Source organism: Granulicella mallensis MP5ACTX8, from assembly GCF_000178955.2.
Lineage (GTDB): Bacteria > Acidobacteriota > Terriglobia > Terriglobales > Acidobacteriaceae > Granulicella > Granulicella mallensis.
In genome coordinates, this window is the sequence record NC_016631.1 from 5,837,060 (window position 1) to 5,857,041 (window position 19,982).

Annotated in this window: 13 protein-coding genes; 10 read left to right on the forward strand and 3 right to left on the reverse strand. The window is 57.3% G+C overall.

The genetic code is table 11. The features are described from left to right. The first annotated feature begins 43 nt into the window (after window positions 1-43). Window positions 44-1,129 carry an acyltransferase family protein gene (locus ACIX8_RS22655; RefSeq protein ID WP_014267730.1) on the forward strand — a complete coding sequence of 362 codons (1,086 nt, stop codon included), beginning with the start codon at window positions 44-46 and terminating at the stop codon, window positions 1,127-1,129. A gap of 112 nt (window positions 1,130-1,241) precedes the next feature. Here the strand turns inward: ACIX8_RS22655 and ACIX8_RS22660 are convergent, their stop codons facing one another. Then, a complete protein-coding gene (locus tag ACIX8_RS22660) occupies window positions 1,242-2,093 on the reverse strand; it encodes an energy transducer TonB (protein WP_014267731.1) in 852 nt (283 codons plus the stop codon). A 215-nt stretch (window positions 2,094-2,308) separates the two neighbouring features. Between ACIX8_RS22660 and ACIX8_RS22665 the strand changes: the two genes are divergently transcribed. The 7 genes from ACIX8_RS22665 (at window position 2,309) to ACIX8_RS22700 (ending at window position 13,643) form a co-directional block, all read left to right on the forward strand. Then, window positions 2,309-5,146 carry a TonB-dependent receptor gene (locus tag ACIX8_RS22665; protein WP_190273723.1) on the forward strand — a complete coding sequence of 946 codons (2,838 nt, stop codon included), beginning with the start codon at window positions 2,309-2,311 and terminating at the stop codon, window positions 5,144-5,146. 458 nt (window positions 5,147-5,604) lie between these two features. Next, complete coding sequence (gene rplM, locus ACIX8_RS22670) at window positions 5,605-6,072, forward strand: 50S ribosomal protein L13 (protein ID WP_014267733.1); 468 nt, start codon at window positions 5,605-5,607, stop codon at window positions 6,070-6,072. Between the two features lie 119 nt (window positions 6,073-6,191). Beyond that, a complete protein-coding gene (gene rpsI / locus ACIX8_RS22675) occupies window positions 6,192-6,587 on the forward strand; it encodes a 30S ribosomal protein S9 (protein ID WP_014267734.1) in 396 nt (131 codons plus the stop codon). 196 nt (window positions 6,588-6,783) lie between these two features. Continuing rightward, entirely contained in the window at window positions 6,784-7,719 is a 936-nt protein-coding gene (rpsB, locus tag ACIX8_RS22680; RefSeq protein WP_014267735.1) for a 30S ribosomal protein S2, read from the forward strand. 144 nt (window positions 7,720-7,863) lie between these two features. Beyond that, window positions 7,864-8,523 (forward strand): translation elongation factor Ts, encoded by a 660-nt coding sequence (locus ACIX8_RS22685; protein ID WP_014267736.1) that lies wholly within the window; start codon window positions 7,864-7,866, stop codon window positions 8,521-8,523. A gap of 579 nt (window positions 8,524-9,102) precedes the next feature. After that, entirely contained in the window at window positions 9,103-10,440 is a 1,338-nt protein-coding gene (locus ACIX8_RS22695) for an RtcB family protein (protein WP_223295420.1), read from the forward strand. Window positions 10,441-10,775: 335 nt separating this feature from the next. Next, window positions 10,776-13,643, forward strand: coding sequence for an NACHT domain-containing protein (locus tag ACIX8_RS22700; RefSeq protein WP_014267738.1), 2,868 nt, complete (start codon window positions 10,776-10,778; stop codon window positions 13,641-13,643). 421 nt (window positions 13,644-14,064) lie between these two features. On the opposite strand, the gene ACIX8_RS22705 is transcribed toward ACIX8_RS22700, so the two are convergent. Beyond that, window positions 14,065-14,421, reverse strand: a complete 357-nt coding sequence (locus ACIX8_RS22705) for a hypothetical protein (protein ID WP_014267739.1) — start codon at window positions 14,419-14,421, stop codon at window positions 14,065-14,067. A gap of 1,025 nt (window positions 14,422-15,446) precedes the next feature. Then, window positions 15,447-16,469: a hypothetical protein gene (locus ACIX8_RS22710; RefSeq protein ID WP_014267740.1), complete on the reverse strand. Its 1,023-nt coding sequence runs from the start codon at window positions 16,467-16,469 to the stop codon at window positions 15,447-15,449. A gap of 724 nt (window positions 16,470-17,193) precedes the next feature. On the opposite strand from ACIX8_RS22710, the gene ACIX8_RS22715 reads away from it, so the two are divergent. Further along, on the forward strand, window positions 17,194-17,796 hold the full coding sequence (locus ACIX8_RS22715; protein ID WP_014267741.1) for a hypothetical protein: 603 nt from the start codon (window positions 17,194-17,196) through the stop codon (window positions 17,794-17,796). Window positions 17,797-18,272: 476 nt separating this feature from the next. Continuing rightward, window positions 18,273-19,976, forward strand: coding sequence for a VWA domain-containing protein (locus tag ACIX8_RS22720; protein WP_014267742.1), 1,704 nt, complete (start codon window positions 18,273-18,275; stop codon window positions 19,974-19,976). The last annotated feature ends 6 nt before the right edge of the window (window positions 19,977-19,982 follow it).

Below are 19,982 nucleotides of genomic sequence, written 5' to 3' on the forward strand. Positions count from 1 at the left end.
CGTATCGAAGTAATCGCACCCGTGCATGAGGCAAGACTTAGCGATGAGGAAAAACCTGCAGCATGTCAAAGAACTGGATGGGCTGCGGGGATGTGCCGCGGCTTCCGTACTGGTTCTGCACCTCTTCATTACCGGGCGAGCCAACCATCATGCCGTAACCCAACCTATCGCATGGCGAATTGCAGTTCGCATTGCGGATTTAGGGGCGTTTGGTGTCGACGTCTTCTTTGTTCTCTCGGGCTTTCTCATCACTTCGCTGCTGTTCACTTCACGAGAGAAGAAAAGCTTCTTCCATAACTTCTACTGGAAGCGCGTACTGAGGATTCAACCGGTCTACCTGGTTCATCTACTGGTTACCTGGCTTTTGATCCCGGGAAGCCGTGGCTACGTCTTTCTCGCATTATTGTTCATCGTGAACTTCGATGATAAATTTCACGTTCAGGACAACGGACCTGCGTGGACTCTCTCGATCGAGGAGCAGTTCTATCTCATCTGGCCCCAGATCATCCGCCGATTCTCCATTCCAAATATTTATCGGATCTGCATTGCAGTGATTGCATTCTCGGCCGGACTGCGAACGTTCATGCTCGCCGTTACGGGACACGCCATGCTTCGAAGCACGTGGTATCGCTTCGACGGCCTGGCGATGGGCGCTTTGCTTGCCTGTGAATGGATGCTAGAGGGCGAGGGCGCTACACCGATGGTGCGACGCTTTTTAAAAATATTCAACAGCAGGCCCTGTTTTGTTGTGGCACTCATCTATGAGGTCGGCATCCTCGCAGGCAGCATACACAACAGGGCAAGCGCGCTCATTCTCCTTACGACGAATTACCTTGTCTATTGCACGATTCGCTACATCCTCTATCATCCGGGATCGCGATCGTTTCGATGGCTGAGGTCTTCCTCTCTGCTGTTTCTGGGAGCCATCAGCTACAGCATGTATATGTACCATGTCTTTTTTATCTACCTGTTCGACAAATACCTCGCGTCTCCGATATTTAGCTGGCCTCAATTTTTCTGGCGAGCAGCCTTTACGATTGCGGGGACGTTCCTGCTGTGCATTGCCAGCCTTCATCTCATGGAGCGACCCGTTCAGGGTCTCCGCAGATATGTGGTTCATCCGGACTGATTCAAGGCGGACATAGATGACCGCTCCCGAATGGACATGGGAATACTGTGCAATGACCCCGGCTAGAATTGTTGTTAACTTTGTTTTTCTGGTTGCCATTCGAGCTCAACAACTATTGCGGCATCTGCACCACCAGAAAATCCTGGTTCATCAGCACATTTGACGCCACAGGCTTGCCATCAAGCATCGCTGGCGTGAAGCGATACTTCGCCGCAGCCTCGACCGCACGAGCATCCAGCCCGTAGCCCAGCGGCTGAACGATCGCAATATGCCGCGCTACGCCTTCCGTGTCGACCACCAGGCGCATGTGGACCGTTCCGGTAACGTGATCGTGCGAAGCCGGAAGCGTATAACCAGCCTCCGCACGATGCGTAACCACAGCCTGCGAGCTGCCTGCGGACGGCACAGCCGCGAAGGTAACAATCTGCGCCCCCGTCAGCAAGTCCTGCGGCCACGTCATCGATGGATCGAAGTAGTGCTGCCAGTGCTCGGGCATGGAGCGCTGCAGGGGTCGGTCGATACCGATCGAGAACACCATCTGCAACTCTCGTTCAAAAGCCGTGGCATCGCCTTTGTCGGCAAGCGTGAGACGCATCCTTTCATCGTTCTGAGGATGCCGGTCGAACTCATGCCGGTCGGTCGCATAACGAATCGCGACTCGCACACCTTCCAGCTCAATCGCGCCCGGCCCCTTGCGCACAACCTTCTGCACGTTGATGCCGGACAACGTCCAGTCCGTAGTTTTAGCGGAGCCCTGCGCTCTTCCCTCGATGTCGAAGCTGAGATTATTGTCCGCGCAGAAGCAGCGCAGGAATAGTGCGCGACCAATCTCAAGAGCCGCCGCATCGATAACCGGATCGTGCTCTGCCGCTACCGGTGGAGTGCTTGGCTGAAGGACAGGCTGCTGGGCGGCCATTCCTACCGTCAGGCCCAGCAGAACGAACAAGATCCGGGTGGCGCTCATATCAGAACTTTACGCTCCGCAAAGCAAAGACCAACCGCCCTTGTTATCAACTTCATTACCCTCCAGATCAAATATTCGATAACTAAGATGACCTCTCTGCCTTCTCACGGTCTAAAGGGGAACACGGGCCCTCATTACGTGATTTTTCTTAGGTGGTCTTAATGCCGAACCGCTGGCGGTCGTACTGTGTTTTCTTGCTGAGTTTGATTGGATTCATGGGTTCAATAGCCTGCCGCGCACAAGGCCCCGCAGCAAGCTCCACAAAAGATGGTGTACTCACAGGCGTCGTCGTAGATCCCTCCGGAGCCACGGTGGCAGCCGCTACCGTGCATATAGAGGGTCACGGGATCGAGCGCAATATCACGACCGACAGCACAGGGCGCTTCAACCTCAGCCTGCCCGCCGGCTCCTATGAAGTCATCATCGTGTCCGCCGGCTTCGATCCTTATGTCGGCACCGCAAAGATCATTGGCCAGGGCACGGTCACCAACCTGCCTGCCTCGCTGGTCATCGCTACCCAGACCGAGCAGGTAGACGTGGCCGCCGACACCTCCTCCAGCACCGCCGGGGCCGACAACAAGAGCGCCACAGTTCTCAAAGGAGATGATCTCAAGTCCCTCTCCACCGACGACGGAACCTTTCAGCAGGAGGTCCTTGCGCTCGCCGGCGGCGGCGATCCCCAGCAGCCTCCTCAGGTCTACGTCGACGGCTTCAGCGGCGGCCAGTTCCCGCCCAAGAATTCCATCCGCGAGATCCGCATCAACCAGAACCCCTTCTCCGCGGAGTACAGCGAGCTGGGCTTCGGCCGTATCGAGATCTTCACCAAGCCAGGCAGCAATAAGTTCCACGGCGAGATCAACACCTACGGCAACGACGACGTCTTCAACGCCCGCAATCCCTATAGCGGCACAGGCCCGCAGCCGCCGTATCACTCGGTTCATTTCTATGGCAATGTAAGCGGCCCGATCGGCAAAAACACCTCCTTCTTTACCGACGGCTCCTACAACGACCAGCTGAACAATTCGATCGTCAATGCCACCACGCTCGATGCGAACCTGCAGCCTCTCGCGATTACCGAGACCGTCACCAACCCGCAGACAACCGGCTACTTCAGCGCCAAGCTCGATCGCCAGTGGAGCACCAACAACACCTTCACCGGACACTACCAGTTCAACCGGGCCTCGCTGACCAACAGCGGCATCGGCCAGCTCGTACTACCGTCCGAGGGCTACAACAGCTCGACAACGACCCAGACCCTGCAGCTCAGCAACACCCAGGTCATCGGCACCAAGATGACCAACGAGATGCACTTCCAGTACATCCGCACACGCCTGCAGCAGAACCCTACCGACACCTCGCCCACCATCGTCGTGCAGGGTGCCTTCAACGGCGGCGGCAGTCCCGCCCAGCAGTTGCACGACAACCAGGACGCCTACGAGTTCCAGGAGTACTTCTCCCTCGAACACAAGACGCACTTCTTCCGCATGGGGGGACGCTATCGCCTGTACCGCGAGGCAAACCTTGCCACGGCCAACTACAACGGTCAGTACATCTTTCCCAACATCACGGCCTACCAGATCACCCAGGCCGGCCTGCTGAACGGGGCCAGCGATCAGACCATTCGAGCGACCTGCCAGCAGACAACGACCAGCACGAGCCCCATCTGCGGAGGAGCCACGCAGCTGACCATCACCGGCGGGCAGACCAACGCCTCCGTCTCGACAGGAGACCTCTCCCTCTATGCCGAGGACGAATGGAAGCCGCGCAAGGACTTTACCGTCGATCTCGGGTTTCGCTTCGAGACACAATCGGCGATTCCCGACCATGTAGATCCCGCGCCACGTATAGGTCTGGCGTGGGCCGTTGGCCAGACCGACAAGAGACAGCCGTTTGTCGTGCTGCGCACCGGGACCGGCCTGTTCTATGACCGGTTCAAGGCGACGAACCTGCTCACCACGATTCGCGAGAACGGTGTGGCACAGCTTTCCTACACCCTTAATAATCCGAGCTCGGACCTCTATCCCCTCACCAAGCCTTCGCTGTCGTCCCTCATCTCAAGCCCTCCAACGATCTACCAGGTCGCTCCCAACCTGCGCTCCGAGTACACCATCACCAGCGGATTCACCGCTGAACGTGCCCTCGGCAAAAAGGGCAATGTCAGCGCGAACTACCTCTATAACCGTGGCGATCACCAGTGGCTCACACGCAACATCAACGCCCCGCTGCCCGGCACCTATATCTATGGAGACCCCACCAGCGGCGTTCGTCCGCTCGGCACCCAGCAGAACGTCTACCAGTTTGCCGCGACCGGCACGACGAAGAGCACCGTCTTCTTTATCAACGGCCACTATCAGGCCACCAAGCGCATTAACCTCTTCGCGGCCTACGTCATACCGGCCAAAAAGTCCGATGCCTCCGGGGCCACCAGCTTTGCCTCCAACCAATACGATCCCAGCGTCGACTTCGGCCGCACCGCCACCTCGCGGCATCGTCTCTTCAGCTTTGCCTCGCTGGATCTGCCTCTCGGCATCAGCAGCTATACCTTCTTCTCCTGGCAGGGCGGCGTTCCGTTCAACATCACCACCGGGACCGACCTGAACGGCGACACGCAGTTCAACGACCGGCCCGCCTTCGCGACCGATCTTACCCGCCCCTCCGTCGTCAGGACACGTTTCGGCAACTTCGATACGTCTCCCCTGCCCACGCAGACCATCATCCCTATCAACTACGGCAACTCGCCGAGCTTTGTGTACTGGGAGCTGGGTCTGTCGAAACACGTGAAGTTCGGTCCACGACCGGCTCCGGAACCGCTTCCGCCAGGAACGCCTGCTCCGAAGACTCCGGCTCCCAAGCCCGATCCACGCTATGACCTGAGCTTCAACTTCGAAGCGGACAACGTGCTGAATCACGTCAATCCCGGGGTTCCGGTGGGAGTGCTGGGTTCCCCGTTCTTCGGCCAGTCGATCTCGCTCAATAACCCGTTCCAGGGAAATACGACGGCCAGTACGGCGGCGAACCGCCTCATTAGCTTTGGGACGTCGTTCAGTTTTTAGGCGCCCCAAAAGTGCGCAAATGGGAGGAAAAGGGTGGATAATCGACTAAAGGCTCAACTTTGGGCGATTATCGCCCTGACGTCTCGGACTCTGCGAAGTGGGCAAAGAAAACATTGACATTGGTCAGCCCTTTGGCTAGGCTGGAATCTCGCGCAGTTTCGCGCCTGCACCTCCGTGTGCCCGGGTTTTGGGCGGCAACGAGAGGGTAGAGCGAGACACCGAGGTGAGTCCACCGGGGCAAGGCACAAATAAGCCGGCCATCGAAGCACCCACTCCCCAGCCCTGCCGCTAGATTCCTAGCAAAGGCTCTGTGCGCTCCATCGCAACGCCGGCTTCCTCGTGTGCGGGCAATCGTGCCTGCGCTCGTTTTGCCGCCTAACGCTGTAAAGAGTCCACAAAGTCTTCGAGCTACAAGCCGGGCCACGAAGGACGAAGACGGCAGAACCAAGGAGTAAACCGTGAATCTGAATAACACCACCACGATCCCCAGCGGCAAAGATATCGTCCGCAAGTGGTTCGTCCTCGACGCCAACGGCAAGACCCTGGGCCGCCTCGCCTCTGAAGCCGCCTCCGTCCTGGCCGGCAAGCGCAACCCTCTGTATACGCCCTACATCGACATGGGCGATCACGTCATCGTGATCAACGCCGAGAAGATTCACCTGACGGGCATGAAGGCCGGCCAGAAGCTGTACCGCCGCTACACGGGCTTCCCCGGTGGCCTGCGCGAAGAGAGCTTCGTCAAGCTGCTCGCCCGCCGTCCTGAAAAGATTCTGGAAGAAGCCATCAAGGGCATGCTGCCGAAGAGCAAGCTGGGCCGCCAGATGGCTACCAAGCTCAAGGTTTACAAGGGCGCCGATCATCCGCACTACGCTCAGCAGCCTGTGGCGCTTGAACTCGTCGGCTCGAACTCCTCGGCAAAGTACTAAGGCCCGGATCTTCGAGTACAGCTTTACCGGATTCGTTCAGTTTTTCCTGAACAAACACCGGAACCAATTTTGAGGGGCCTTAGCCCCAGGCACTTCTAGAGACTTTCAAGGACACCATCATGGCAGACCTGATTCAGTATTACGGAACCGGCCGACGCAAGAGCGCCATCGCGCGCGTCTTCCTGCGCCCCGGTTCGGGCAACTTCACCGTCAACGGCAAGCAGTTTGAGGAGTACTTCGTGACCCCGGCGCAGCGCGCCGCCGCGAAGCTTCCCCTCGGCATCGCCGACATCAACGAGACCTTCGACGTCCTGACCACGGTCAAGGGCGGCGGCGTCAACGGCCAGGCCGACGCAGTCAAGCTCGGCATCGCCCGCGCGCTGATGGAGTTCAACATTGAGCTCCGCAAGGCGCTCAAGTCCGGCGGCATGGTTACCCGTGACGCTCGCGGCAAGGAACGTAAGAAGTACGGCCAGAAGGGCGCTCGCGCTCGCTTCCAGTTCAGCAAGCGCTAGCGCTTGCTTAGGGATTAGGGCACAGGGATTAGGGATTAGCACGACGCAAGTTGTGTACTTCCTAATCCCTGATCCCTGGTCCCTAATCCCTAGCTTCACCTACCGGCATCGTGCTGGTGGCAGGAATCAAATCTCCCCTCGGGGATCTCAATCGCTTCACGTCGCAGCGCAAGCGATGCACGCATAAGGAGCCTCTATGGCCAGCATCACAATGAAGGAACTGCTCGAAGCCGGTGTCCACTTCGGCCACCAGACCAAGCGTTGGAACCCGAAGATGAAGGAATATATCTTCGGCGAGCGCAACGGCATCTACATCATCGACCTGCAGAAGACCTTGAAGATGTTCAAGGACGCGTCGAAGTTCGTCACCGACCTGACCGCGACCGGCAAGCTGGTTCTGTTCGTCGGCACCAAGCGCCAGGCACAGGACGCCGTGGCAGAAGAAGCTACCCGCGCCGGCATGCCCTACATCAACAGCCGCTGGCTCGGTGGTCTTCTGACCAACTGGGTCACCGTTCAGAAGTCGGTCAAGCGTCTCCAGGAGCTCGACGACATGTCCACGGACGGCCGTTATGAGCTGCTGACGAAGAAGGAAGTCATTAAGCTGGAGCGCGAGCGCAAGAGCCTGTCGACTAATCTTTCCGGTATCAAGAGCATGAAGCGTCTTCCGGACGCGATCTTCGTCATCGATTCGAACAACGAAGCCATCGCTGTTGCAGAGGCCCGCAAGCTCGGTATCCCCGTCGTTGCTGTCGTCGACACCAACTGCGATCCGACCGTGGTCGACTACGTGATCCCCGGCAACGATGACGCACTCCGCGCCATCCGCCTCTTCACCACGAAGATTGCGGACTCGGCTTACGAGGGCACGCAGATGATCTCCGAGAAGGCCCTGTCGCAGGAGTATGCCGACATCCAGCCGATCGCGACCGAGTCTCACTTCATCGGTGAGGACGGCGAAGAGATCTTCGGCGAGATCCAGGAGTCCGCCGGTTCGGCCGAGGCATCCGTTGAGGATGTCGAGGACGATTCCGAGACCATCGACCTTAACGCCGTTCTGGGCGGGGGCATCCGCAAGGCCCCAGCCGCAGAGACCGAGCCCGAATCCATCCCTGCTGAAGCTACTGCCTAGGCACCCGGAAGGGGTTCGGCTTTGAAGGGATGGGCATTAGCCGATCCGTAATCAAAGCCCCCTACTATATGGGGGTGTGGGCTTCCAAGCCTGCACCCCTTTTTCACGCGCCCTCCCTGTGCGGGCGAGAAGGAAATTACTGCAATGTCTGAAACTCCGAAGATCGACGCCAAGCTCGTTAAGGAACTCCGCGAAAAGTCCGGCGCCCCCATGGGTGACTGCCTCAAGGCCCTGCAGGAAGCCAAGGGCGACATGGAAGAGGCGTTCGTCGTCCTCCGCAAGCGTGGCATGGCCTCGGCTGCGAAGAAGGCTTCGCGCTCCACGAACGAGGGCGCAGTGGGAACCTACATCCATGCCGGCGGCAAGATCGGCGTGCTGCTCGAGATCAACTGCGAGAGCGACTTCGTTGCGCGCACCGACGACTTCCAGGAGCTGTTGAAGGATATCGCGATGCATATCGCCGCTGTCGATCCTCGCTTCGTAGGCAAGGATGAAGTGACCGAGGCCGACCTGGCTCGCGAGAAGGATATCTTCCGTTCGCAGGCTGCTGCTACCGGCAAGCCCGCGCCGGTCGTCGAGAAGATCGTCGAAGGCAAGATGTCGAAGTTCTACGAGGAAGTCTGCCTGCTGGAGCAGCCGTTCATCAAGGAAGCATCCTTGACGATCGGACAGCTCATCGCTCAGAAGGTCGCCAAACTCGGCGAGAACATCAGCGTCCGCCGCTTCGCGCGCTTCAAGATCGGCGAGCCAAACTACACAGTCGCCTCGGCAAAGGTTTCCACGCAGGAGGAAGTAGCGGCATAAGCCTCTCCTTCACCGCGTACTACCGAGCCCGGGCGACAGCCTGGGCTCTTTCTTTTTGTGACTCAAGCGATTCGCGCGAGAGGAGCAACCCAACCCCGGCACGTCCCTTTTTTGGCTGTTGCCTTTGCTTTTCTCGTTGTCATTTCGAGTGAAACAGGGAGGCAAAGACCGGAAGGGCACGGTTTCACAGGCTGCGGAAAAGTCACAGATAACGAAAGAGTCTTTGATCTTCAGGGCCAACGGCCCGTTTCATACCAGCCTGGGGTGGAGCGAACCCGAGACGGCACGCGATAGCGTGATGGCTCGGGAAGCGTAGCCCCAGGTCAGGTGCAGGCAAAGGAGTTGAGGGCTGTAAGCCCGACTCATCGCCTGTGCAGGCACGATGAATCGGGCTTACAGCCCTCTGCTCTTGGGGGTACCCCTGACCTGGGGCTACGCTTGCAGAGAGCTAGAAACCGCTCGCTGCTGCGCTCCACCCCAGGCTGGTATGAGACGGGCCGTTGGCCCTGAAGATCAAACGCTCTTGCCCTCTATGAGCTTTTCCGCAACCTGTTCAACCGTGCCACAAACGTTATCGGCATGGCTGAAGCCATGCCCTTCCGATCCTTGCTTCAACAAACTGTTTGCACCGTTCGAGCTGATTCCAAGAGCAGATGGATAACAGGCACCAAAGGGGATACCGCCAGAAAGGAACACACTGCAATGCAGATCATCGACAACATCCCCGTCTTCGGAGAGCACGAAGCGAACACCCTCGAACAGGCGCGTCTCTGCGCCCGCACCGCCGACCGCTTCGCCCTGATGGCCGACGGCCATCTCGGCTATGGCGTGCCGATCGGCGGAGTCATAGCGACCGAGTCGCGCATCTCGCCTACCGCTGTCGGCTTCGATATCGCCTGCGGCAACAAGGCCGTACGCCTCGACATGCCCGGCACGGAGCTTCGCGCGAACATCCACCGCGTCATGGAAGAGATCTGGAGCACGCTGAGCTTCGGCGTCGGACGGAAGAACGCCGAGCGCGTCGAGCACCCGCTCTTCGAGCGCGATGCGCACCCCGGCTGGGCCACGGAAGCCGCCGCACCGATCAAGCGCAAGGCGGAGGCCCAGCTCGGCACCATCGGGTCCGGCAACCACTACGTCGATCTCTTCACCGACGAGCAGGACCGCGTCTGGGTCGGGGTGCACTTCGGCTCGCGCGGCCTGGGCCACGGCATTGCGACGTGGTTCCTGAAGGCGGCGGGGGCGAAGGACGGGATGATGGTCGATCCGGTCTTCCTCGACGTCACGAGCGATCTCGGCGCGCAGTACATCGCCGCGATGCAGCTTGGCGGAGCGTACGCCTATGCCGGGCGCGACTGGGTGTGCTCGCGTGTGGCGAAGCTGCTGGGCGCGACCATCGAGGAGGAGGTGCACAACCACCACAACTTCGCGTGGCTGGAGGAGCACGACGGCAGGCAGCTCTGGGTCTGCCGTAAGGGCGCGACGCCGGCCTTCCCGGGCCAGCGGGGCTTCGTCGGCGGAACGATGGGCGAGCAGTCGGTGATCCTCGAGGGCACGGCGCCCGACCTCAGCACGGCGGAGGGCAAGGCGACGGCTGCCGCACAGGCTGCTTCGCTGTGCTCGACCGTCCACGGCGCAGGCCGTGTGATGGGACGCAAGCAGGCTGCCGGGGTCTTCGACCGCAAGACCGGCGTCTGCAAGCGCGAGGGGCTGGTGAAGCCGGAGATGATGAACGACTGGATGCAGAGGTCGAACGTCGTTCTCAAGGGCGGCGGGCTGGACGAGTCGCCGCACTGCTACAAGCGCCTGCCGGAGGTGCTTGCAGCGCATGGCTCGACGATTCGTGTGCTGCACACGCTTACGCCGGTTGGCGTGGCGATGGCGGGGGCGAATGAGTTCGATCCTTATAAGGATTGAGATTTTGCGAACCAAACGAGCAAGAGCCCAGGCTATCGCCTGGGCTCTTTTTACTATAGAAACTTGGCATGCTTTTTGGATTTGCAGTCCGCGCTCTGAGAGAGTAACCCGACTTCTGAACGCGCTCGTGGCTATTTTTACGAAATGCGCTCAATGAGTGAAAAACGGGGTGTCGAATCCTGCCGTTCGCACATTGAGTTGCCTTTGTTTTTATTTACTGGCGATGCCTTTACGGAGATCAGTTGCTTAACCTGAACAACCAATTGCAAAGCAAATATAGTGAAATATCCCCTTATCTTTGAATATTCTCGGCGATCATTCGTTATACTCCCGCCATGGAACTCGCCACGATTTTTGCCTCCGCAAAAGTGCTTAAAGCAATTCACTCATTCGCCACAGAGGAATCTAAGATTGTCGTCAAAGAAGTGGCGGGAAACGGCGCTAAAGCACTTTTTCATCGTTTGCGGCCGACTGACCGTGAAAAAGCTGCAAAGCAGGCGGTCAAGCTTTTTGCCGAAGAATGGTATAGGGAGTTAGAGGACACGACTCCCTTTACCAGCGCCCTTCCTGGCTACAGAGATCAGTTGACGGAGTTGCTAGCTGCAGCCACCCCAGACATCGCAGAGTGGATGAACCCTGAGACTAAAGAGGTAGATTTAGGCCCTATTGAAAGAATCTGGAGCGGAATAAAGGGGGCGGACCTACCGGAAGACTTCGACTGGACTCAAGTGGGACGGAATTACAGTCGTGCGATTAGACGGTACTTCCGCGATGATCCGAATCTTCGTGGAGCATATGACACCGTCCTACATGAACGAACGAGCGAAGCAGCAGAACGCATCGCCGCCGCCACCGAACGATTGGCAGGTCCCCATCGCACTCTTGATTTGGCCGTATACAGCAAATTTCTTATAGAAAAGAAATGCAATACTCTCCAATTAGCCACCTTGCACTTTAGCACTTACACGGTAGATCGAAAAGTTTCGCTATGGAATGTTTTTGTCCTTCAATCAGCTAGGGAATCCGCACCGGTTGTAGGCATAGCGCCCGAAATTCTAAGAAAAATACGTGAAGAAGGGCACATTTCGGAACCTGTTGATGAGATGCAAGCAAGTGACTTACTAAAAAGTTATCAATCCAGTCCGTTGCGCCCTATCCTCGAGATAATCAACAATGGACATATTCCAAAACGGCACATCGTCGTAACTGGTGACCCTGGGGCAGGTAAGAGCGCGTTAATTAAATATCTCTGCCTCACTTGGGCTAACTCTTTTAAAGGCCCGATCCCTATCCTTATCGATTTGCGCGAATATGGGAAAAAACAGGAAGGATTTTTGAAGTTTTGCGAATCAGGGCTAACGTTCCCCAGTTGGGACACATCCGAGCTAGATGAACGCCTTAAAGCAGGAGAAGCAGCACTCTATCTGGACGGCCTAGATGAAATTTTCACTCCGGCTACCCGTCACTCAGTAATCGAAGAGATTGTAACGATCTCCGGCCAATACCCACAAGCACAAATAGTAGTGACATCTAGAAAGGTGGGCTATCAACCTGAGCGATTAGCTAATGCTGGCTTCGCTCATGCCACGCTTGAAGACTTTGACCAATCACAGATTAAAGAATTTCTTGAGCGCTGGCATCGATTAGCAGAAGACGATGAATCAAAACGTTCCCAACTTAGAGAACGACTTACAAGAGCGATCGCCGATAGCGCCTCGATCCGTGAACTTGCCGGCAATCCATTACTTTTGACAATGATGGCTATTCTGAATCGCAGCCAGGAACTTCCAAGAAATCGTGTTTCTCTTTATCGGAAGGCCAGCGAGGTTCTCCTGCACGATTGGGATGCTGATCGTGCACTCCAATCTACTGAAAAATTCGACCGTGATGATAAAGACAGGCTACTGCGTGATCTTGCAGGCGAAATGCAAAATGCAAAAGGTGGCCTTGCTGGAAATTTAATCGAACGGCCCCTTCTAATTGGCCGCTTTAAAGAATCTCTTATCCAACTGGGGATAACTGATAGCCATAAAAGCGCTATCGCTCTTGTCCAACAGCTTGAAGAGCGCAATTTTATTATTGCCTCGGTCGGAGCAGGTCGTTTTTCTTTTGTCCATCGCACATTCCTCGAATATTTTTGTGCGGCGTGGTTCGTCGAGCGCCTAGGGCATAAAGAAGGCAGTCAGCTATACCTAAGCTTTGACCAACTTCGAGACGAAGTCTACGGTCAACATTGGAAAGAAGAGAAATGGCGTGAGGTTCTCCGCCTTATTGCCGGGATGGTGCATGAGACCAAAGCCGAGGAACTCATCCAATTTCTCATCAATCAGGATGGGACTAATGAAGGGTTGGCGAATCTAATGCTCGCTGCTGGCTGCTTGTACGAAGTTCGCAATCGCAAGGCAATCCAAACAACCGACACAAAACTTTGGAATTTACTAGTCCAGATAGCAGAGCGAAGCAATCCTGAGGATGAGCCTTTAGGATTGTTTCCAGATGATAAATACGATATACGTTCTGCTGTAATGCCATGGATTGCGCTCACTTGGCGAGGCGAAGAAGCTAGGAAATGGTTTGAGAAGATAGCCTATAGTGGACCGACTGTGGCAGTTCAGATTGCAGCAATTGAAGCTGTTGCACGCGGATGGGAAAATAGCCCCGGAACATTGTCCTGGCTCAAAGACCGTGCTTTCAGCGACGATCCAAGAGCAGGCGTCTCAAAAGCCATAGAGGAAGTTGTTCGTGGATGGATGGACCAACCCGACATTTTACTGTGGCTTAAGACATTAGCCACGCAGAGCAAAAGTGATCTCGCGCGCCATACTGCGTTAATGTCTCTTGTTCAACATTGGCCTAAAGACCCTGACTTGTTGTCCCTGCTCCTCGAAAAAGCCGCCACAGACGAAGAGTGGTTTGTTAGATCTGGCGCTATCATCGCGTTAGGCGCTGTGGCACCCGTTACCCTAGATTTACAGCAGTTTCTTCTACATCGATTCGAAGTTGAAGTATCAGAATTCGTCAAAAATTGGATCGTTATCATACTGGGCGAAAAATGGTCTCACCAGCCAGAGATAACCCTCTTCTTGAAAGACCGCGCTCGTAACGATGCGAGCGAGGTAGTTCGTAAAGGTGCCAGAAGAATATTGGAGCTCACAGGAGTAGAAGAAGCGGAAGCAAGTACAAACGTTCAAGTCCAACGATAATGCGGCCCAAAGATCTCTTGACCGTAGGCGCATCCAGTTGTTTTAGACATTCTCATGCGCCATACCATGGGAGACACTTTGCCGCTGTTTGTTTTTCGCCGTTACCCTGAAGCGAAGCTGAAGACGCCCCCGCATTGCGGTGGCACAGACGCAATGCGCACCACTGGCATTGGTTTGTTCCCTTGTGCATCTATGGTGGCACCAATGCGGGGGTCCTTCGCCGGGACCCCGGTACGGCTCAGGATGACGGCGAAAAACAAGCAACGGCAAGGTCCCAGGGGTTGAAGCCAGCTCTGGGGTTGGGCCTTGTGTCCTTGAGACCCAACGCTAAAGCATTGATCTAGCCCGCGCCTGCCTCAAAGGCAACGGGAAAAAAGCGGCTCAGGAGCAACTGCAAAGGTGTGACGCCAGGAGTTTGGAGTCAGACCGACAAGCCTTCCGTTGCGCGGAGGGTCTTGTAGTACCGCATCGCGTAAGGATTGTCTCGTGGAATCTCTCGATCCAGTCGAGGCCAGTGCTCACCCACACCAACCGTCCGTAACAGCTTTACATATTCCCGCATTTCTCGAGGAATGACACCCGATACCAGCATGGTCGAGATACGCTCTCGTAATCGAGACTTCTGTACTTCCGTCAGATTGCTTCGACGTAAGGCTCGGGCCGTGTTTGATTTCAGCGTCGCTCCAAAGGGGAAACGCGCATCTTCTTCGGCAAAATCAATTCCCAACGCAATACAGGCCACGTCGTTCTCTTCAATACCCTGGATGACCTCGTCCATGATCGGGTATATCCAATGGATGTCGCCTTCTCTTAATTCTCGAGGAGAAAGTGAGCGACAGCTCTCAACGTGAGAAGCTGCGCAATAGTCGCGATAGCGCCTCTGAACCTCTTCCACGGACCAGTTGCCCTCTCCGTTGTAGCTCCTAACATTCCCCGAAATATCTCTACAGTTCACGAGAGCAGTTTAGCAATGCTGGGGCGACTTGTCCGGAAAACGGCGTTTCAAAAACTGCTACGGGTTAGCAACAAAGTCGGCATCGCGGTAGTAAGCCAAAACCTCTTCAACCGACGAGTCGCAATTGTGGGATGAGCGTTCTGCATGCAGAACGCGTTCGTGACGGGTCGCTGTAACTAGCGCTGTTTTTCGTCGTCATCCTGAAGCGTAGCTGAAGGACCCGCGTTCGTGGTGGCAGAGACAAACCGTATTACTAACGTTGGTTTGTTCCGCTTACATCTGTGGCAGAACCAATGCGGGGGTCCTTCGCCGTTGGCTCAGGATGACAGCGAGAAACAAGCAACAGCGAAACAGAGGTGACGGCAAGGGAGTTCGTTCTGGGGTTGGTTCTTGGTGTCTGGACTGAAGTTCGGACCTATCTCAGAGGCAACAGCAAGAGATCTCAGGAGCGATGGTAACGGCGTGGTGCCGGAGGCTTGGGGTGAGATCGATGAGTCGCCCCTTCAGGGCTCTTCCTTAAGGGGATTCGTAACCCAGGGCTACGCCCTGGGCTGGGATATACCGCCCCTTTGGGGCTGGGTTCGGTGCGGCTTCTATCTGTTTGTGTAAGTCCTCAGCTTTGCCTGTTTTGCGTAAGTTTGTAAGTTGCGTATGGCCTCAGCGTTCCCTTAGCGGCTGAAGCCGTGGGTTGAGGCGGGCTTTTATGGCATCCTTCGACTGCGCTCAGGACTGAACCCATGCCCTTAACGAGACGTGGGTTGAGGGCTGGCTCACCGGCCTAATTTGCGCATAGCGTGCGTTGACGAGCTTTCATTCCATGGCTCGCTGTCCTGTCTTTCATCCCACCCTCATCCGGCAGGGCCAAGATCACAATGGTACGAGTCGAGGACTGGCTTTGATCGAGGTCTGCTTGAGTCCCAATGCGTCGTCGTCACCATATCTCCGCTCACCGGAACTGTGATCCGGTTGTATTTGCTTATGGTGTGACCGCCTTCACACTTCAAGGGAGAGACAGGATCGCCTCTCCATCCCGTCACCGGCCCAGGGGGGCGTGCAAGCTTCGGAGGGGTTGGAGTGCCAGCGCCGGCATACCAGCGCGTGACGTCTTCGTCGCCATAGCGCAAGACAACACTCGATTCAAATGAGACTCCGCGCAGCGTGATCGGTCCCGGCACCGAATACAGTTCGCCATCGGCATACAAGACAAACCATTCGTTGGGGGCAATCCAGAACTCTCCCGGGTTCGCGCGCATCCCGGCATTCGGCAGGTGAAGCAGTGCATCGCTCGGATCGCCAGGATCGAGCAAGACCGCTGTCCCCGCCGGAACCTCTCCCACTGGAAGCTTCTGGGTGCCGGACAGGAGACACCAGCGAAGCTCCCCGGAGTTATGGATATCGATCTTCCCCGCCGCACACTTCCAGCCTCGCACCACGGAGTCGCGAACAAGACTTCCCCTCCACCATTCGTCAACCAGGTGATCGACCTCTCCCGCCAGCACCACCCCGGGGGACACCTCCTGCCCGCTCCCAAGTTCGGCGGTTAGCAGATGTCCTTTTCGCTCCTCGTTCCAACGCACCATCGTCCCGGCTGCCAGTTGCAAACCATCGATCCTGGCCGCTGCGGGCAGAGGGACACGTAGCTTGTTCCAGGCTTCCATGGTCGCCCGCTCCAGGGCTCGTTCTCTTAGCACTACCCCTGCGGCAAACGCAGCCAGAAGAACAAGCGAACACAGCAGCAACTTTCCACCCCGCCACCGTCGAGTAGCCCAGCCGACCCAAACCAACAGCAGTAGCAGCGGCACCCAGAGCCGCCAGATCTCTGCGAATCCTGACAGGAACTCCCGCGTAAGCGTTGGCACAGGAAACTGCATGGCTACCTCACGTATGCGAGCAAGAGCAGGTTACCAGAGGGTTATCGTGCGTAAAGAAGAAAGCTTGTCCTAAGAGATGGAGCTTGTTCTGGGGTTGGGTCTTTGTGTCCGGACTAAAGTCCGGATCTATCTCAGAGGCAATGGCAAAAGATCTCGGCAGCAACGGTGACGGCGTGGTGCCGGAGGATTGGGGTGGCACCGATGGGTCGCCCCTTCAGGACTCTGCGTTTATGAGGGTCCGTGACCCAGGACTTCACCCTGGGCTGGAATATGCCGCCCCTTCGGGGCTGGGTTCGGTGCGGCTTCTGTCTGTTTTGCGTAAGTCCTCAGCCTTGCCTGTTTCGCGTAAGTCTTCAGTTTTGCGTATGCTCTCGGCGTTCCCTCCGCGGCTGAAGGCGGGTGGACCATACGTATCCTGAATCCTTTGGGTGCCCCCTTCATGACGGCATCATCGTCCTGAGTGGGATGGGCGAGGGAGTTGTGGCCGCCCACTCATGCGCAAAGAACGCGCATGAATGGGGCACCCGGCAGCGCGTTGCAGAAGATGGCTCGCAATGCGGGGCTGCACTGGCTGGCACTCGCTCGTGTGGTATCTCTAAAGTTCATTCCATCAATCTCGTACTCTTGCGGAGCAAGAGAGCCACCCTTTCCAGTAGTTTCTATTTCGAACCAGCTTTGAAGGATGCTGCAAACTTTAGAGACAGGACACGAAGGACGCAACGGTATGTCGATGAAACAGCTTGTCCTCCGCACCGTACTCACGGCACTCGCGATCGCTTCTCCACGTTGCGCCTTCGCGCAAAAGGCCAGCCTGTGCACTGAGCAGGAGGACTTTCTGTTCACCTGCACGCTGGAGAGCAAGAAGATCGTATCCGCGTGCGCTGAGGTCGATGCAGCGCAGAACGGATACAAGTCGATCGTCTACCGGTACGGTGCCAAGGACGCGATCGAGCTTTCGATCCCAAAGGCTCCCACGGATTTCCGCACTGCGATCCGGGTCAGTGAATGGACCAACAAGCAGAGCAGCAAACTCACCGAGGATGACAGGTATCTTCGTTTCCTGAACGGGCGTTACAGCTATCTCGCCTATACCTCGACTGGAGACAATTTCGACATCGCGGGCCTCGCCCTCTTCGATGGAGCGAAGTTAGTGAAGAATGAGAAATGCCAGCCCGACAGCTTCGATAGTCCGATGCTTAGCTTCAACGAGCTCCTGAATCTTGGCGTGCGAGAAGAAAGGGCCGCTGGAGAGAAGAGATTCTGGAAAGCCATCGCGCCGCCAGGTTCCGCTGTTCTGCGTCATCCCTCCGAGATGCGCTCCAAGTAGAAGCTGGGTGGGTACCTCGTTTTGGATTCAAGGATCGCCCGCCAGCGTATCGGCCAGCGTTGTGCAAGGGGTGAGGGTTGTCGTTTCGAGATCGTGGACGCCGAGTTCCGGAATGTAGCGCGCTGGAGCGCGTTCCCTCAGCGGCTAAAGCCGTGGGTTGAGGCAGGTTTTTTGGCATGGGTGAACCCATGCCCTTAACGAGACGTGGGTTTCCTCCGTCTCTTCATTAGGGTGGCACCGATGGGTCGCCCCTTCAGGGCTCTGCCTTATGGAGGTCCGTAACCCAGGGCTACGCCCTGGGCTGTGATGAAGCCGCCCCTTCGGGGCTGGTTCTGTGCGGCTTTCTGTCTGTTTTGCGTATATCCTTGGCATTCCCTCCGAGTCTGTTTGCAAAGCCAATCGAAACCTCGCTGAACTGTAAACCCATTGAATTACGACTTGTGTATCTTGGTAGGCGTCGTCTGGAGCTTCCCTCGATGCGCTCTCTGTCTGCTTCCGTATTCGCCGCTGCCTCCGCTTCTCGGCCCCTCTCTCTATCGCTCGTTCTCGCTCTCAGCCTTGGCCTGACCGCTGGTGCACAACAGCCTGCGGCCCCTGCTGCTGCGCCAGATCCTGCCGCCGCTCTTGCGCAGACCCCGGCGCAGGCTCCGACTCAGGTCGAGCAGCAGCCGGCCCCCTCCACTCCGGCGAACACTATCCGGCGCAACGTCAATCTGGTGGTCCTGGATGGTGTCGTCGTCGATCAGAAGGGCAAGGTTGTCACCGATCTCAAGCGGGAAGAGTTTCACATCACTGAAGACGGTGCGCCGCAGCAGGTTCGCAACTTCGAAACACCCGGCCAGTTCACGCCGACACCCGACGTCACGATCAACTCCACAGCGGACCTCGATCACCTGGCGCCGCGCGCTCCGGTTAACATCGTCCTGCTCGACGAGTTCAACACCCGCTTCGAAGATATGGCCTTCGCGCGGTACTCGCTGAAGAAGTGGCTCGAGAAGCAACCGGACAAGCTCGACACGCCGACCATGCTGATCGCCGTGGACCTGCAGCACTTTACCGTGCTGCGGGACTACACCCAGAACAAGGACGAGATCCTCAGCGCGCTCGATCACCACTTCGTCGCCTACCCCTGGCAGGTGCATGAGTTTGCCTGGATAGCGGAACGCTATACGACAGCCCTGTACTCCCTGCGACGGGTGGCCGAAGCCAGCATCGGGCACTTCGGCCATAAGAACATGATCTGGATCGGCCGCGGCTTCCCCACGCTCGACTTCGCGCGGATCTCCGTGGACGATCAGCAGCATGTTCACAGCGCCGTCGAACAGACCGTCAACGAACTCCGCGATGCCCGCGTCACGCTCTACACTGTCGACCCGGCCGGGGTGCAGGTGAACCCCGGCGTCTATGGCAGGGATGCGGGAATCTTCGCGGCCTTCGGCGGCGACCCCGACTTCCAGGCACTCGCCCGCGCCACCGGAGGCCGCAACCTCTATGGCCGCAACGATGTCGACGCCGAGATCGGCACCTCTATCCGGGACGGCTCCAGCCTCTACACCCTGACCTATGTCCCCACCAACAACACGGAGGATGAGCATAATAAGCTCCGCCGCATCCAGGTCACCCTCGACCGCCCCGGCCTTACCTTTATCACCCGCCAGGGCTACTATCCGAACCGCTTCGCCGCGCGTCCGACCCGCGATGGGAGGATGGGAAACCGCCTGGTCTCGGAGCTTGCCAATGCCGGATCGAGCAACATGGCCTACGACGCGGTCTCCTTTACCGTGACGACCTCTCCTACCGACAGCAATACGTACAAGTTCCACGTCGAACCCCGCGGAGTGGCCTGGTACATTACCGACGGCACCAAGCCGCGCTTTACCCGGCTCATCATCATGTCGACCGCCTTCGACCGCAAGGGCAAAGAGTTGAAGGCCGACGCCAGAAGGCTGGAGTTCAAGGCCCCTGCGGCTGCTCCTTCTACAGGACGCATCGAGCTGCCTCTCGATTTCGAGGTGAAATTCGACGCCGTCCCCAAGGCGGTGCGGACTCGCATGGTGGTTCGCGTGGAGGCCTCGGGCCGCATGGGGACAGCCGATCTGACGCTCGGGCCGGGAGCGACGGCCAGCTCCTTCATCACGCAGGACGCGGCGGCGCCGGCGGGCGCACCTGCTACACCGTAGAGTAGA

Bases quoted from the DNA above. Each gene is read 5' to 3' on its own strand.
- ACIX8_RS22655 (WP_014267730.1), top strand. From the start codon at position 44: ATGAGGAAAAACCTGCAGCATGTCAAAGAACTGGATGGGCTGCGGGGA.
- ACIX8_RS22660 (WP_014267731.1), bottom strand. From the start codon at position 2,093: ATGAGCGCCACCCGGATCTTGTTCGTTCTGCTGGGCCTGACGGTAGGA.
- ACIX8_RS22665 (WP_190273723.1), top strand. From the start codon at position 2,309: ATGGGTTCAATAGCCTGCCGCGCACAAGGCCCCGCAGCAAGCTCCACA.
- rpsI (WP_014267734.1), top strand. From the start codon at position 6,192: ATGGCAGACCTGATTCAGTATTACGGAACCGGCCGACGCAAGAGCGCC.
- rpsB (WP_014267735.1), top strand. From the start codon at position 6,784: ATGGCCAGCATCACAATGAAGGAACTGCTCGAAGCCGGTGTCCACTTC.
- ACIX8_RS22685 (WP_014267736.1), top strand. From the start codon at position 7,864: ATGTCTGAAACTCCGAAGATCGACGCCAAGCTCGTTAAGGAACTCCGC.
- ACIX8_RS22695 (WP_223295420.1), top strand. From the start codon at position 9,103: ATGGCTGAAGCCATGCCCTTCCGATCCTTGCTTCAACAAACTGTTTGC.
- ACIX8_RS22700 (WP_014267738.1), top strand. From the start codon at position 10,776: ATGGAACTCGCCACGATTTTTGCCTCCGCAAAAGTGCTTAAAGCAATT.
- ACIX8_RS22705 (WP_014267739.1), bottom strand. From the start codon at position 14,421: ATGGACGAGGTCATCCAGGGTATTGAAGAGAACGACGTGGCCTGTATT.
- ACIX8_RS22710 (WP_014267740.1), bottom strand. From the start codon at position 16,469: ATGCAGTTTCCTGTGCCAACGCTTACGCGGGAGTTCCTGTCAGGATTC.
- ACIX8_RS22715 (WP_014267741.1), top strand. From the start codon at position 17,194: ATGTCGATGAAACAGCTTGTCCTCCGCACCGTACTCACGGCACTCGCG.
- ACIX8_RS22720 (WP_014267742.1), top strand. From the start codon at position 18,273: ATGCGCTCTCTGTCTGCTTCCGTATTCGCCGCTGCCTCCGCTTCTCGG.